The organism is Streptoalloteichus hindustanus (assembly GCF_900129375.1).
Classification (GTDB): Bacteria; Actinomycetota; Actinomycetes; order Mycobacteriales; family Pseudonocardiaceae; genus Streptoalloteichus; species Streptoalloteichus hindustanus.
This window is the reverse complement of the sequence record NZ_FQVN01000015.1, coordinates 1-15,233: the sequence shown is the minus strand read 5'-3', so window position 1 is coordinate 15,233 and position 15,233 is coordinate 1. Positions and strand designations below refer to the sequence as shown.

The following is a 15,233-nucleotide window of genomic DNA, read 5'->3' as shown; positions in this document are numbered from 1 at the left end:
GGAACGGCCTCTCCCACCAGGGTCCAAGGTCCCCGATCTGCGCGACCCGCGGGCGGGCTCACTCGCCGGCGAGCCGGGCCGCGGCGACGACGGCCTGGCCGTAGCTGATCCCGCCGTCGTGCGCGGGCACCCGCTCGCCCACCAGGACCTCCATGCCCTCCCGGGTCAGCTCCCGCACGACCGAGGCGGTGAGCAGCCGGTTCTGGAACACCTCGCCGCCCAGGCAGACCGTGCGCACTCCGGTGGCCGAGGCGCACCGGGTGACCAGGGCGGTGGTGACCTCCGTCATCGTGGTGTGGAACCGGGCGGCCACCAGCTCGGGCGGGCTGTCGGTCGCCGCGACCAGCACGTCCCACAGCGTCGGCACCGGGTCGTACACCCACTCCTCGTCCCGGCACACCAGGCGCCAGCCCAGCGCGGGCTGGTCCGTCCGCCCGCCGGCCGCTCCCTCCAGGCGCAGGGCGGCCTCCCCGGGGTAGCCCGCCTCGTCGCAGAGCCCGAGCAAACTGGCCACGGCGTCGAACAGCCGGGCGACGCTGGAGGAGCGCGGGCAGTTGACCCCGGCGACGAGCATCCGCCGGATGCCGGCGACCTCGTCGGCGGGCCGGCGTTCCAGCAGGTCGGGCGCGACCGACGGCGTGATGTGGTTGCCCAGCCGCTCCGCGCCCAGCAGGTAGCCCAGCGCCGTCCACGCGGGCCGCCGCGCCGCGGCCTCGCCGCCGGGCAGCGGCGCGGTGCCGAACCGGGCCAGCCGCCGGTAGGTCCGGTAGTCGGCCAGCAGGACCTCCCCGCCCCACAGGGTGCCGTCCTCGCCGAGCCCGGTGCCGTCGTAGACCACCCCGAGGAACGGTCCGGTCACCCGGTGCTCGGCGGCGGTGGCCACCGCGTGCGCGTGCTGGTGCTGCACGCCGATCCGCCGCTCCGCGGCGAACTCCCTGGCGTACTGGGACGTCACGTACGCGGGGCACAGGTCGTGCGCGACCACCTCGGGCTCGACGCCGTGCAGGCGGGTGAACCGGGTGATCGTGTCCTGGAAGGTGGCCACGGCGGACGGGGTGGTCAGGTCGCCCCCGTGCGGGGTCAGGGCCACGTGGTCGCCGAGGGTGAGGGCGGCGGTGTGGGCGAGCTGGGCGCCCACCGCGAGCACCGGGCCCGGCGCGGTCAGCGGCATCCGCAGCGGGGCGGGGGCGTGCCCGCGCGCCCGGCGCAGCGTCGTGGGCCGGCCGGCGACGACGCGTCGCACCGAGTCCTCGTACCGGGCCCAGACCGGCCGGTCGTGGGCGAGGACGCCGTCCACGACCGCGCCCAGCACGCTCTGCGCGTGCTCGTCCTCGACGATCACCGGCTCGCCGCCGCGGTTGCCGCTCGTGATCACCAGCGGCCGGTCCAGGTCGGCCATCAGCAGGTGGTGCAGCGGGCTGTGCGGGAGCTGGACCCCCAGCTCCGCCAGGCCGGGGGCCACCGAGGCGGCGACCCCGTCGGGCACCCGGTCGGGCAGCAGGACGACCGGGCGCGCCGGGGAGTTCAGCAACGCGGTCGCGTCGGCGTCGAGCGCGGCGAGCGACCGCGCGGCGGCCAGGTCGCGCACCATCACCGGGAACGGCCGGTGCGGCTGGCCCTTGACCCGGCGCAGCCGGCGCACGGCCGTCTCCTCGGCCGCGTCGCACACGAGCTGGTAGCCGCCGACGCCCTTCACCGCGATCACGCCTCCGCCGGCGACCACCTGCTCGGCGGCCACGAGGGCGGCGTCCGCGAGGTGCGTGGCCACCCGCGAGCCCCTCGGGTTCCACACCAGCTGGGGACCGCAGGTCGGGCAGGCCGTCGGCTCGGCCCGACACCGCCGGTTCGTCGGGTCGTGGTACTCCTCGGCGCACTTCGGGCACAGCGGGAAGTGCCGCAACGTGGTGTGCGCCCGGTCGTAGGGCAGGTCCTCGATGACCGTCGCCCGCGGACCGCACTCCGCGCAGTTCAGGAACGGGTAGCGGTAGCGGCGGTCGTCCTGGTCGAACAGCTCGGTCAGGCAGTCCGCGCAGGTCGCCAGGTCGGGGGCCACCTCCCTGGGGGCGCCCGGCTCCGCGTCGTCCCTGGTGCTGTCCACGACCCGGAAGCCGCGCTCCCACAGCACGTGGTCGGGCAGCTCGGCCACGACCACCGAGCCGACCCTGGCGGCCGGCGGGGCCTCGCGCGCCAGCCGGCTCGCCAACGCGCTGAGCGCGGCGGCCGGACCGGCGGCGCGCACGACCACCCGCCCCCCGTCGTTGCGGACGTCGCCGGACAGGCCCAGGGCGGTGGCCAACCGGTAGACGAACGACCGGAAGCCCACGCCCTGCACCAGGCCGTGCACCTCGATGCGGGCAGCGGTGTGGTGGCCCTCGCCGGAGGTGGCGGCCATGCGTCGACCGAGTCGGCGCCCGCGGACACCGGGAAGGGCCCTCGGACCCTCAGCCACGAATTCCGACGGTATCCGCAGTGCCGGCGCCCCGCGCGCCGGCCACGGCCCCCGCGCGGGCGGTCGGATTCTCTTTCCCCCTAAAGGGGCTTTCTGCTCCCGGGGCGCGCCGACCTTCGACTCTGTCCGCCGAGGAAGCCGGCGGCCAGGCTCGACAGCGTGTTCGGACGGAACAGGCTGTTCGGAAGGCGGGACCGACGGGTGGAGACCGTGATGCGCGGAGCGACGGTGGCCGACGCGATGACCGGCGACGTGATCAGCGTGCGCCCGGAGACACCCCTGCGGGAGGTGGCCGACCTGCTCGCGCGGCACGGCGTGCGGGCCGTGCCCGTGGTGACGCCGAAGGGGACGCTGGTCGGGGTCGTCCCCGAGGGCCGGGTGTCGGTGGCCGAACTGGACGCCGAACTGGACGCCGAGGAGACCGAGCTCGTGCCGGCGGCGCGCCACCGCCGCACCTGGTGGCAGGCGCCGCGCGGCCCCGTGGCGGGGGACCGGATGAGCATCCCCGCGACCACGATCGAGCCCGGCGCGTCCCTGGTGGACGCGACGCGGCGGCTCTCGGCGCGGGGGGTGGCCCGGCTGTGGGTGGTGGACGAGGTCGGCCGCCTGGTGGGCGTGCTGACCCGCCGCGACCTGCTCCGGAGCTCCCTGCGGCCGGACGAGGCCGTGCGGGCCGACGTGGCGGACGAGGTCCTGGGCCGGATACTCGGGGCGCGGCCGGGCACGGTCACCGTGACGGTGAGCGAGGGCGTGGTGACCCTCACCGGCCGGTTGCAGTGGCGCAGCGACGTCGAGCTGGCGGTGTGGCTCACCCGGGCGTTACCGGGGGTGGTCGACGTGGTCAACCAGCTCGGCTGCCTCTACGTCGACCCGCCGGCGGCGCGGCGCGAGACCCGGGCGTTGCGTGATCGCCTGCGTTGACCCGGAGGTCCGACGTCGTTGCCGCCTGAACCGAGGCCTCAACCGATGCCCGTCCCACGCGTCCTGGTTGTGTGAGGGCCGACGAGAACGACACCACCCCGCCCACCGACGACGCGCGACCGAGTCAGTCCACAGTGGACAAACAACGGCGGGTGCGGAGCGAGCACTGGGTGGTTCTGCTGGTGCTGTTCGGGGGATTCCTGCTGCCCGTGGTGGGCTGGCTGGTGGGCGTGGCCGCCCTGTGGTCCCGGCGGTGCTGGGACGTCCGGGTCAAACTCGTCGGAACCCTCGTCTGGCCGATGAGCGCGCTGCTGGTCGCCGGGATCAGCATCGCGTGGTACGGCCTGTTGTTTCCCCTGCGGGCGCCGTTGTCCTCGGTCGGCACGTCGGTTTTCCTGCTGGTTCCCCAGAGTTGGCTCGTCGCGTTGCTGCTCGTCGGCCGATGGCTTCTCGACCGCGTGCGTCCCCTTCCGGATCGGGGCGGCGAGCGTGCGCGTTGAGCTGTTCCGGCGAGGACAGGCACCACAGCCACGACGCCTCGCGCGGAGCGCGGTGTTCGGCGTGTTCGGGGTGTTCGGCGCAGTGGTCCTGGTTCTCAGCGCCGGCTGTGGCGGTGGAGCGGTACCGTCGGCCTCCCCGGAGAGCACGCCACCCTCGGCCCACACGCCGGTGCGCGGCCCGGAACCCCGAACCTGGCCCGAGGTCAGCCCCACCCCGCAACGCGTCAGCCGGATCGGTCAGGACCTGTCCGTTCCCGGAGTCGTCCGCCTGCACGTCGGCAAGGAGGTTGACCAGCCCACGACAGAGGTGGTCGGCGACGTCCTCCGCTCGGCAGGTGCGAGCCAGGTGGACGTGGGCGATGTGGCGGACGGGAAAACCAGTGACACCAACACGTTGTCCGTGGTGCTCGGAACCCTGGGCGACCAGAACGTCACGCGTGCGCTGACGGCCCTCGGAACTCCTGTCCCCTCAACACTTCCGGCCGAGGGATACGTCCTCACGGCCGGTCGACGAGCTGGCGCGCCGACGGTCGTCCTCACGGGCCAGGACGCGGACGGCCTCTTCCACGCGGCGCAGACCCTCCGACAGCTCACAGGTCGGGGCGCGGTCGCGGGAGTCACGGTGGTCGACCACCCCACCGTCCCGATCCGCGGCGTCGTGGAGGGTTTCTACGGCCGGCCGTGGTCCTTTGAGGACCGAATGGAACACCTCGCCTTCTCCGGCGCGATGAAGATGAACACCTACCTGTACGCGCCCAAGGACGACCCTTACCACCGCGACCGGTGGCGCGAGCCCTACCCCGCCGAGGAAGCCGAGAAACTCGCGCAGCTCGTCCGCCAGGCGAAGCGGAACCACGTCCGCTTCACCTTCGCGATCTCGCCCGGCCAGTCGGTCTGCCACAGCGGGGAGGCCGACCGCGACGCCCTGCGGCGGAAGATGCGCGCCGTCCACGACATGGGCGTGCGCTCGTTCTCCGTCGCCCTCGACGACATCACCCCGTTGCCGGCCTGGAGCTGCGCCGACGACCTCGCGCGGTACGGGCTCCTGACCGAGGCCACGTTCGGCCAGGCGCAGGCCGAGCTGCTCAACGCGCTCCAGCGCGACCTGGCGGAGACCTTCGCCGACACCGAGCCGCTGGAGATGGTTCCCGTGCAGTACAGCGAGGTCGTGAACTCGCCGTACAAGCGGGCGCTCCGGGAGCTCCTGGACCCCCGGGTGCGCGTCATGTGGACCGGCGTCGGCGTGCTGCCCAGCGCGGTCACCGCCGGAGACGCCCGACGGGCGCGCGAGGTGTGGGGCCGCAAGGTGCTGCTGTGGGACAACTACCCGACCAACGACTTCAACGGTTCCGCCGGCCGTCTGCTGTTGGCTCCTTACGACCGACGCGAGGCCGGGGCGATGCGGGAGTTGGCGGGTGTCCTGCTGAATCCCATGAACCAGGCGGCGGCCAGCGAGCTCCCGCTGTTCACCGCGGCCGACTTCGCGTGGAACCCGGCCGGCTACGACGCGGCCGAGTCGGCGCGCGCCGCCGCACGGCGATTGGCCAACGGCAACGAGGACGTCGTCCGCGCGTTGCTGCTTCTCATCGATGTCGAACACCACGTTCCGGACCCGAACGGCGACCCGTTGCGCCCGCAGGCCCCCGAACTCGCCCGCCAGCTCGATGGTTTCCGCGCCGCCTGGGCCCGAGGTGAGCGCGACGCCGCGCTGACCGCCCTCCGGTCGACCGCCCAGCGCATGATCGACGCGCGGTCCGTCATCCACGACGGCGTCGCCGACCGCGAGTTCGTCGACGACGTGGACCCGTGGCTGACCGCGCTGTCGTTGTGGGGACGCGCCCTGTCCCGCACGTGCGACGCGCTCGCCGCCAAGGCCGGCGGGAACACGGCCCAGGCGGAAGCGGTGTTCCAGGAGGCGAAGGAGCTCGCCGACCAGACGAACGGGATTCGGACCCGACCCGGGATCACCAGCGAACCCGGTGTCGTCCGCGTCGCCGACGGTGTTCTCGACACCTTCCTCGGTCAGGCGCGCACGCTGTGATCCGGTGAGCTCGCCGCGGGCGCTCGTGTTCGCGCGGCGGGCGGGAAGGAAGGCCCGGCCGCGCCGCGGGGAGACGCGTGTGGGTGGGAAACGTTCCCGCCGCTGCCCGGCACGGCCACGATGTCCCCATGGGCGCCCCCTACGACGTCGTGGTGATCGGCCTGGGAGGCATGGGCGGCGCGGCCGCCCACCGCCTCGCCGGCCGTGGCCTCCGGGTGCTGGGGCTGGAGCGGTTCGGCCCGGCGCACGACCGGGGCTCCAGCCACGGCGGGTCCCGGATCATCCGCCAGGCCTACTTCGAGGACCCGGCCTACGTTCCGCTGGTGCGCCGGGCCTTCGAGCTGTGGGAGGAGCTGGAGCGCGAGTCCGGCCGGCGCCTGCTCACGGTGACCGGCGGCCTGATGGTCGGCTCGCCGGACAGCGCGCTCGTGGCCGGCAGCCGGCGCTCCGCCCAGCACTGGGACCTGCCGCACGAGATCCTCGACGCGCGGGAGATCCGCGCCCGCTTCCCCGTCCTGACGCCGAACGACGACGAGGTGGCGTTGTTCGAACCCCGGGCGGGGTTCGTGCGACCGGAGGCCGCCGTGACCGCGCACCTGGAGCGGGCGGCCGCCGCCGGGGCGGACCTCCGGTTCGGCGAGCGGGTGCTGGACTGGCACGCGCACCCGCGCGGTGAGGGCGTCCGGGTCGTCACCGGCGAAGGAACCCACTTCGCCGACCGCGCGGTGATCTGCCCGGGCGCCTGGGCCCCGGCCCTGCTGGCCGACCTGGACATCCCGTTCACCGTGGAGCGGCAGGTGCAGTTCTGGTTCGCGCCACGCGGGGGAATCGGCCCCTACACCCGGCTTCCGATCCTCATCTGGGAGGACGCCACCGGCGAGCGGATCTACGCGATCCCGGCGCACGACGACCCCGGGGACGGCGTGAAGGCCGCCTTCTACCGCCGCGTCGACGTCTGCGCCGCCGACACCGTCGACCGCGTGGTGCGCCCGGCGGAGGTCGACGCCCTCGCCCGGCACCTGGCGCCGCGCGTCCCGACCCTGCCCGGGACGTTCCTGCGGGCCACGACCTGCCTGTACACCAACACTCCCGACCGCCACTTCGCGATCGGCCGCCACCCGTCGCACCCCCAGGTCGTCGTGGCGTGCGGGTTCTCCGGCCACGGCTTCAAGTTCGTCCCGGTCGTCGGCGAGATCCTCGCCGACCTCGTCGAGACCGGGGAAACGCGGCACCCGATCGCGTTGTTCGATCCCCGCCGCCCGTTCCCGTCGCCGGCCTGACCCCGCTCCCACCAGCCGAATGCCGCGCGGCCGCGAATAGGAAAGGGTCGCCCGGCCCCGCCCGTTTTCGCGTTGTGAGGCCGTTAAGAAGCCGTCCGCGCCGCGTTCACTCCCCGACAACTCCCTGGTGGGAACCAGGAGGTGGGGAGGCCGGAGACGTTGGGGCATTGGGGTGATTCCGCCTCGATCCCCTGTCACGGCGGCCGAGTTGTCGGTTTCCGCTCCTAACATGGCTCCATGTCCGAGAACGGGAACGTGGGAATCGACGGGGCCGGCGTCGCCGAGTTCCACGACATCGGGTTCCGCGACCCGGCGCACGTCGAATCCACTGTGGATCGTCTGGCCGGCCTCGCCGGCGCGGGGCCGGTCCTGGAGCTCGGGGTCGGCGCCGGCCGCCTGGCGTTGCCGTTGCGGGCGCGGGGAGTCGACGTGCGCGGCGTGGACGGCTCAGCGGCCAGGATCGCGCGGTTACGGGAGAGGCCGGGCGGCGCCGAGCTGCCGGTGACGCTCGGCGAGCTCGCCGACGTGCCGGTGGCCGACCGGTTCTCCCTGGTCTACCTGGCCAACGGCGGGTTCGCGGAGCTGCCGTCGCTGGAGGCCCAGGTGCGCTGCTTCGAGAACGTGGCGCACCACCTGGCGCCGGGCGGCCGGTTCGCACTGGACGCGCTGGTGCTGGACAGCGTGCAGATCGCCGGCATCCCGCTCCAGATCACCGCCACCGTCGACGGCCGGCCGATGGTGTGGTTGCGCGAGGTCGACCGGTTCGCGCGGCGGCACGTCTCGCACTACTTCCTCGCGCCCGGCGAGGGGATGCGGCAGGTGCGTTCGCCCTTCCGCTACGTGGCGCCGTTCGAGATGGACCTCATGGCCCGGATCGCCGGGCTGCGGCTGGAACACCGCTGGGGGAGCTGGGCGGGCGATCCGTTCACGGAGACCAGCGCCTACCACGTCTCCGTCTACCGCCTCCCGGAGCAGTAGCCGCCCGGCGCGCTGGCCGTCGCCACGGAACTCGTGCGCGAACGCTTTCGCCACGCCGAACCTGCGACCAAGCCGAACCTGCGACCAAGCCGAACCGGTGACCAACCGGACCGGTGACCACGAGCCCCGCTCGTCGCGGGGCCGCCCCGTGGGCAGGCGCCGCCCGACCTCGTCGGCCGGCGCCTGTCCACCTCTGTCCACAGTGGACTGTTCAGGGCGGCGGGTCAGAGCGGGAGTTGGTCCATCGCCTTGTGGATCCGCTTCTCCGACACCGGGTGCGGCGTGCCGATCGTCTGGGCGAAGTAGCTGACCCGCAACTCCTCGATCATCCACCGGATCTGCCGCAGCCCCTCGGCGGCCGGGCTGTGCGGGGGCGCCTGCCGCACCAGGTCCTCGTACTCCTCCCAGACCTGGGCGACCCGCGCCGTCCACTCCTGGTCCCGGCGCGGGTTCTCCGGCAGCTTCTCCAGCCGCCGCTCCACCGCCCGCAGGTACCGCACGACGTCCGCCAGCCGGGACAGGCCGGTCGCCGTGACGAATCCCGGGTAGACCAGCGCGGCCACCTGGCCCTTGATGTCGGCCAGCGAGTCGGCCGGCGCGAACCGCGCGTCGGCCAGCCGGGTGTCCACGCTCTGCCGGGCGGCCAGGACGCGCTCGACCTGGTTCACGACCTCCACCAGCACCGGGCCGAACCCGGCCCTGGCCCGCTCGCGCAACGCGGCGAACCCGGCCTCGTCCCAGGCCACGCCCCCGCCGTCGGCCATCAGCCGGTCCACGGCGCAGGCCGCGCAGTCGTCGAGCAGCGGGGCCACCCCGCCGTGCGGGTTCCGGCTCAGCGTCAGCTTCGCCTGGTTGCTCAGGCCCCGCAGGTACTTGCCCGGCGCGGGCACGTTGAGCGTCAGCAGCCGACGGGTGCCCCGCCACATGGCATCCCGCTGCTCGTCCTCGCTCTCGAACATCCGCACGGCCACCGAGTCGCCCTTGTCGACCAGGGCCGGGAACGCGGTCACCACGTAGCCCGCCCGCTCGCGCTCCACCCGGCGGGGCAGGGACCCGATGGTCCAGTCCCGCAGGCCGTCCCGCTCCACGTTGCTGGCCGCGGCCGACAACGTCGCCTGCAACCGGCTCCTGAGCCGCCGGCGCAGCTCGCCGAGGTCGCTGCCCTCGGCCACCACGCGCTTCGTCTCGTCCACCACCCGGTAGGTGGCCTTCAGGTGCGCGGGCACCCGGTCGAGCTGCCACGCGTCGCGGGGCACGCTCACCCCGCTGAGCCGCCGGATCTCCCGCTCCAACGCGTCGAGCACGGTCTCGTCCTCGCCGGGCGACATCCGCGCCAGCACCGCCCGCGCGTAGTCGGTCACCGGCACGAAGTGCCGGCGGGTCGGCTTGGGCAGCGACCGCAGCAACGCCGTCACCAGCTCGTACCGCAGACCCGGCACGTGCCAGGCGAACCCGTCGCCGCTGACCTGGTTGAGCACCTGGAGCGGCACCTCGACGGTCACGCCGTCGGTGCTGCGGCCCGGCTCGAACTGGTAGGTCAACGGCAGCCGGACCTCGCCCTGCTGCCAGTAGTCCGGGTAGTCGCCGGCGGTGATCCCGCCGGCCTGCTCGTTGACCAGCATCGACCGGTCGAAGGTCAACAGGTCCGGCTGCTCGGCGCGGACCTTCTTCCACCACGTGTCGAAGTGGCGCGCCGAAACGACTTCCTTGCCCACGCGCTGGTCGTAGAAGTCGAACAGCGTCTGGTCGTCGACCAGGATGTCGCGCCGCCGCGCCCGCAGCTCCAGCTCCTCGACCTCGCGCAGCAGCTCGCGGTTGGCCTCGAAGAACTTGTGCTGGGTGTGCCAGTCGCCCTCCACCAGCGCGTGCCGGATGAACAGCTCCCTGGACAACTCGGGGTCGATGCGGCCGAAGTTGACCCGCCGCCCGGCCACGATCGGCACGCCGTAGAGCGTCACCTTCTCCATGGCCATGACCGCGCCCTGGTTCTTCTCCCAGTGCGGCTCGCTGTAGCTGCGCTTGACCAGGTGCCGCGCCAGCTTCTCGACCCAGTCGGGCTCGATCTTGGCGGCCACCCTGCCCCACAGCCGGGAGGTCTCCACCAGCTCGGCGGCCATCACCCAGCGCGGCGTCTTCCTGAACAGCACCGAGCCGGGGAAGATCGCGAACCGCGCGTTGCGCGCGCCCTGGTACTCCTGCTTCTCGGCGTCCTTCAGGCCGATGTGCGACAACAGCCCGGACAGCAGCGAGACGTGCACGCGCTGCGGGTCGGCCGGCAGGTCGTTGAGGGTGATGTCCATCCCCTTCACCACCTGCCGGAGCTGGCCGTACAGGTCCTGCCACTCCCTGACCCGCAGGTAGTTGAGGAACTCGGTGCGGCACAACCGGCGGAACTGGCTGGAGGACAACGCCTTCTGCTGCTCCTGCAGGTACTGCCACAGGTTCAGGAAGGACAGGAAGTCCGACTCCTTGTCGGCGAACCGCGCGTGCTTCTCCGCCGCGGCCTGCTGGTGGTCGGTGGGGCGCTCCCTCGGGTCCTGGATGGACAGCGCCGCCGCGATCACCATGACCTCGTGCACGCAGCCGTTGCGCTCGGCCTCCAGCACCATCCTGGCCAGCCGGGGGTCGATCGGCAGTTGCGCCAGCCGACGGCCCAGCGGGGTCAACCGCTTGCGGACGTCCTTCTCGGTCGGGTCGATCGCGCCCAGCTCGTGCAGCAGCGCGAGGCCGTCGGCGATGTTGCGCCGGTCCGGCGGCTCGACGAACGGGAACGCGGCGATGTCGCCCAGGCCCAGCGCGGTCATCTGGAGGATGACCGAGGCCAGGTTCGTGCGCAGGATCTCCGGATCGGTGAACTCCGGGCGGGACAGGAAGTCCTGCTCCGAGTACAGCCGGATGCAGATGCCCTCGGAGACCCGGCCGCAGCGGCCCTTGCGCTGGTTGGCCGACGCCTGCGAGACCGGCTCGATCGGCAGCCGCTGCACCTTGAGCCGGTGGCTGTAGCGGGAGATCCGCGCGGTGCCCGGGTCGATCACGTACTTGATGCCCGGCACGGTCAACGAGGTCTCGGCGACGTTGGTCGCCAGCACGATCCGCCGCCCGGGGTGCGCCGCGAACACCCGGTGCTGCTCGGCCGTCGACAGCCGCGCGTACAGCGGCAGGACCTCGGTGTTGGGCAGCTTCAGCTTGCCCAGCGCGTCGGCGGTGTCGCGGATCTCCCGCTCGCCGCTGAGGAAGACGAGGATGTCGCCCGGCCCCTCGGCGCGGAGCTCGTCGACCGCGTCGCAGATCGCCTGGACCTGGTCGCGCTCCTTGTCGACCTCCTCCGCCTCCTCGTCGGTGTTCTGCGGGACACCCGCACCCGGTCGGTGCTCACGGGCGGAAGAGGACGATGATCGCCCCCGAGCACCTCCAGTGAGCGGGCGATAGCGCACCTCGACGGGATACGTCCGGCCGGAGACCTCCACGATCGGGGCGTCCCCGAAGTGCCGGGAGAACCGCTCCGGGTCGATCGTGGCCGAGGTGATGATCACCTTGAGGTCGGGCCGGCGCGGCAGGAGCTGCTTGAGGTAGCCCAGGATGAAGTCGATGTTGAGGCTGCGCTCGTGCGCCTCGTCGATGATCAGCGTGTCGTACTGGCTGAGCAGCCGGTCGTGCTGGATCTCGGTCAGCAGGATGCCGTCCGTCATCAGCTTGACCAGCGTGTTCTCGCCGATCTTGTCGGTGAACCTGACCTTGTAGCCGACCGCGTCGCCCAGCTCGCCGTGCAGCTCCTCGGCGATCCGGTCGGCCACGCTGCGCGCGGCCAGCCGCCGGGGCTGGGTGTGCCCGATCAGGCCCTGGACGCCCCGGCCCAGCTCCAGGCAGATCTTGGGCAGCTGGGTGGTCTTGCCGGAGCCGGTCTCGCCGGCCACGATCACGACCTGGTGGTCGCGCACGGCGGCCAGGATCTCGTCCTTGCGCTGGCTGACCGGCAACGCCGCCGGGTACTCGATCCGGGGCACGGCGGCGCGCCGCCGCTCGACGCGCAGCGCGGCGCGGTCGATCTCGGCGGCGATGTCGGCCAGGGCCGCCTGCCGGGCCTCGGCGGAGCGGGTCCCCCGGACGCCGTCCAGCCGGCGCCCGAGGCGCCGCTGGTCGCGCAGCATCAGGTCGGACAGGCGTTCCCGCAGGTCGGCGGGTGAGAGGTTCACGGGCGGCGTTTCCATAACGGGGCATCAGGGTAGGCAAGGTCGGCGTCGCTCGACCTCAGGTTTATCGTCCGCCCCCGCCGCGTCGGCCCGCGAACCGGCCCCCGCCGAACGGACGGCGGCCGGACGCCGGCACTGCTCAGCGGGGCGCGCGGATGGGGACAGCCCCCGGTTCAACGCCGCCGCGCGCGCCGACATGCCCCCTTCGCCCGGCCACCGACGTGAGCAGGACAACACGCCCGGGTCGCCCGTCCGGGGCGGCGGCGGGTCAGACGTGGGCCGCGCGGGAGGCGCCGAACCCGACCGTCGCCGCGAGCGCGGGGACCGCCAGCAGACCCACCACCGGGCCGGTCCAGCCGCCGAGGGCGTCGTGCAGGAGCCCGAACAGCAGGGGACCGGTCGCGGCCAGCGCGTACCCGACCGTCTGCGCCATGCCGGAGAGCTGGGCGGCGGTCGGCCCGTCCCCGGCCCGCACCGCGAAGAACAGGAAGGACAGCGCGAAACCGGCGCCGGAGGCCAGCCCGAGCACCACGACCGACCCGACCAGCGCCGGACCGTCCGCCAGCAGCACGCCCAGCGCGCCGAGCACCTCGCCGCCCAGGATGACCGCCACCACCGGGCGCTGGCTCGGGCGGCGGCTGGCGGCGGCCGGCACGACCAGGGAGGACACCGCACCGGCGATCATGTAGGCGGCGCCCAGCGCGCCCGCCGTCGCCGCGGACAGCCCGCGCGCTCCCAGCATCGCCGGCAGCCAGGCGCTGCAGACGTAGAACAGCAGCGAGTGCAGCCCGAAGAAGACGGTCACCTGCCAGGCGAGGCCCGAACCCCACAGCCGGCGGGGCCGGCCGGCGGCCGCCGCGCCCGGGACGTGCCGCTCCCGGATCAGCGGCAGCCAGGCCAGCACGGCCAGCACCGCGACCGCCACCCACACGCTCAGCGTGCCCCGCCACTCCAGTCCCCAGTCGTGCGCCATCGGCACCGCGACGCCGGCCGCCACGCCCGCCGACACCGACATCGCCGTGGTGTAGAGGCTGGTCATGACGCCGACCCGGTGCGGGAAGTCCCTGCGCACGATGCCCGGCAACAGCACGTTGCCGGCGACGAGCCCGAAGGCCAGCACGACCGTGCCCGCGAACAGCGCCGTCGTGCCGGGCAGCCAGCGCAGCAGTCCGCCGGCGGTCAGCACGAGCATGCCCCCGACCAGCACCGCCTCGATCCCGTGCCGCCGCGCGAGCCGGTTCACCAGCGCGGAGGACACCGCGAAGACCGCGAGCGGGATGGTGGTGAGCAGCCCGACCACGCTGCCGGGCAGGTCGGTCGCCCGCTGGATGTCGCCGCTGAGCGGCCCCACGGCGGTCAGCACGGGGCGCAGGGACACCGCGGTGAGCAGGATCGCGGCGGCGACCAGGGCCGGGCGCGCGGCGCCCCGGCCGGGGGCGGTGGGCGGGCTGGCGGGGTCGGGCGTGGGCTGGGCGGCCTCGGACACGGCGGTCATGGCGCCGAACCTCCCGGTCCGACGCCCCGTTCTTCCAGCCAGCGCCGACCAGTAGTCGGAATCCGCCATGATGGGTTCTCGTGCCGTTCGATTCCCCCGCGTCGCTGGACGAGCTGGACCGCGCCCTCGTGCTCGCGCTCCGGGCCGACGGTCGGGCGCACTGGAGCGCGCTCGCCGCCGAGCTCGGGGTCTCGGAGCAGACGGTCGCGCGGCGTTACCGCCGCCTGCGCTCGGCGCAACTCCTCCGGGTCGTGGCGGTGGTGAACCCCTACGTCGTCGGCTGGCACCCCCTCCAGCTCCGGCTGCGCACGGAGCGGGGCGCCGCGTTGCGCGTCGGCCAGGCCATCGCGGCGCGGCCCGACACCGTCTGGGCGCACCAGCTCGCCGGGGGCCACGACCTCGCGGTGACCGTCTACACCCGCACCACCGCCGACCGGGACGCGCTGGTGCTGGAACACCTGCCCCAGGCGCGGGACGTGCTCGGCGTCGAGCAGCACCTGGTCCTGCGCATGTTCGCGACGCCCGACACGTGGCAGACCGGGCGGCCCAGGACCCGCGAGGAGTCGCCGGACCGGGTGCGGCTGGACGAGTTGGACGAGCGGCTGCTCGCCGCGCTGGGCCGGGACGGCCGGACCGGGCTGGCCGCGCTCGCGGAGCAGTTGCGGGTCACCCCGACCACGGTCGGCCGCCGGATCGCGGCGCTGCGCGCGGCCAGGGCGGTGGTGTTCGTGACCGAGGTCGACCCGGCGCTGCTCGGGTACGGCACCGAGGCGCTGCTCTGGCTGGCCGTGCACCCCGCGCACCTGGAGGAGGTCGGCGCGCGGCTGGCCGCCGAGCCGGCGGTCCGGTTCGCCGTCGCGACCTCCGGGCCGGCCAACCTCCTCGTCGGCCTGGCCGTCGTGGACCCGCCGGGCCTGTACGACTTCCTCACGGCGGTCGTCGGCCGGTTGCCCGGGGTCATCCGGACGGAGCTCTCCCCGATCCTGCGCACCCTCAAGCGCGCCGGCCTGCTGCGCGTCGGCAGCCGACTCGTGGAGCCGGGGCTGTCCGGACCGGCCAGGGACGAGCAGCGCCGGGACGGCGGCCGTCGCTGAGCCGCTGACCCGGTCGGGGAAGCATCGCGCGGGCGGGTGACGCCCGGTCGCCGTCGGGGTCGCGGAGGATGACGACGCCGCCGACCAGCCGCACCCGTCGGGTGGCAACGGCCCGGCTCGGCCCGCATGTCGATCGTGTCGGCCCCCGGGGCACTAGTGTGGGGCGCTGATTGGTCCACGAGCAGTCACGGGGGAGCCGCCGGTGAGCGACGAGGGTCGCCTGGTCGCCGGACGCTACCGGTTGCTGCAGCGCATCGGCAGCGGCGCCATGGGTGTCGTCTGGCA

At 73.8% G+C, this 15,233-nt stretch carries 9 protein-coding genes; 6 read left to right on the top strand and 3 right to left on the bottom strand.

Translation table 11 applies throughout. From position 1 onward, the window contains the following. Nucleotides 1-58: 58 nt before the first annotated feature. Entirely contained in the window at nucleotides 59-2,392 is a 2,334-nt protein-coding gene (gene hypF / locus BUE43_RS29190; protein ID WP_073489538.1) for a carbamoyltransferase HypF, read from the bottom strand. Nucleotides 2,393-2,662: 270 nt separating this feature from the next. Between hypF and BUE43_RS29185 the strand changes: the two genes are divergently transcribed. The 5 genes from BUE43_RS29185 (at nucleotide 2,663) to BUE43_RS29165 (ending at nucleotide 8,169) form a co-directional block, all read left to right on the top strand. Next, nucleotides 2,663-3,370 (top strand): CBS domain-containing protein, encoded by a 708-nt coding sequence (locus BUE43_RS29185; protein ID WP_073489638.1) that lies wholly within the window; start codon nucleotides 2,663-2,665, stop codon nucleotides 3,368-3,370. Between the two features lie 71 nt (nucleotides 3,371-3,441). Then, a complete protein-coding gene (locus BUE43_RS34845) occupies nucleotides 3,442-3,870 on the top strand; it encodes a hypothetical protein (RefSeq protein ID WP_200797716.1) in 429 nt (142 codons plus the stop codon). An 82-nt stretch (nucleotides 3,871-3,952) separates the two neighbouring features. Then, the gene (locus tag BUE43_RS29175; RefSeq protein ID WP_234995990.1) at nucleotides 3,953-5,911 is read left to right on the top strand and encodes a glycoside hydrolase family 84 protein; all 1,959 of its coding nucleotides are present in this window, start codon (nucleotides 3,953-3,955) and stop codon (nucleotides 5,909-5,911) included. 128 nt (nucleotides 5,912-6,039) lie between these two features. Further along, nucleotides 6,040-7,191: an N-methyl-L-tryptophan oxidase gene (solA, locus tag BUE43_RS29170; RefSeq protein ID WP_073489536.1), complete on the top strand. Its 1,152-nt coding sequence runs from the start codon at nucleotides 6,040-6,042 to the stop codon at nucleotides 7,189-7,191. Nucleotides 7,192-7,428: 237 nt separating this feature from the next. Further along, entirely contained in the window at nucleotides 7,429-8,169 is a 741-nt protein-coding gene (locus BUE43_RS29165; protein ID WP_073489534.1) for a class I SAM-dependent DNA methyltransferase, read from the top strand. A gap of 224 nt (nucleotides 8,170-8,393) precedes the next feature. Here the strand turns inward: BUE43_RS29165 and hrpA are convergent, their stop codons facing one another. Continuing rightward, nucleotides 8,394-12,377, bottom strand: coding sequence for an ATP-dependent RNA helicase HrpA (gene hrpA / locus BUE43_RS29160; protein WP_073489532.1), 3,984 nt, complete (start codon nucleotides 12,375-12,377; stop codon nucleotides 8,394-8,396). A 250-nt stretch (nucleotides 12,378-12,627) separates the two neighbouring features. Continuing rightward, nucleotides 12,628-13,854 carry a CynX/NimT family MFS transporter gene (locus BUE43_RS29155; RefSeq protein WP_083960281.1) on the bottom strand — a complete coding sequence of 409 codons (1,227 nt, stop codon included), beginning with the start codon at nucleotides 13,852-13,854 and terminating at the stop codon, nucleotides 12,628-12,630. An 80-nt stretch (nucleotides 13,855-13,934) separates the two neighbouring features. On the opposite strand from BUE43_RS29155, the gene BUE43_RS29150 reads away from it, so the two are divergent. Continuing rightward, the gene (locus BUE43_RS29150) at nucleotides 13,935-14,948 is read left to right on the top strand and encodes an Lrp/AsnC family transcriptional regulator (protein ID WP_073489530.1); all 1,014 of its coding nucleotides are present in this window, start codon (nucleotides 13,935-13,937) and stop codon (nucleotides 14,946-14,948) included. Nucleotides 14,949-15,233: the final 285 nt, after the last annotated feature.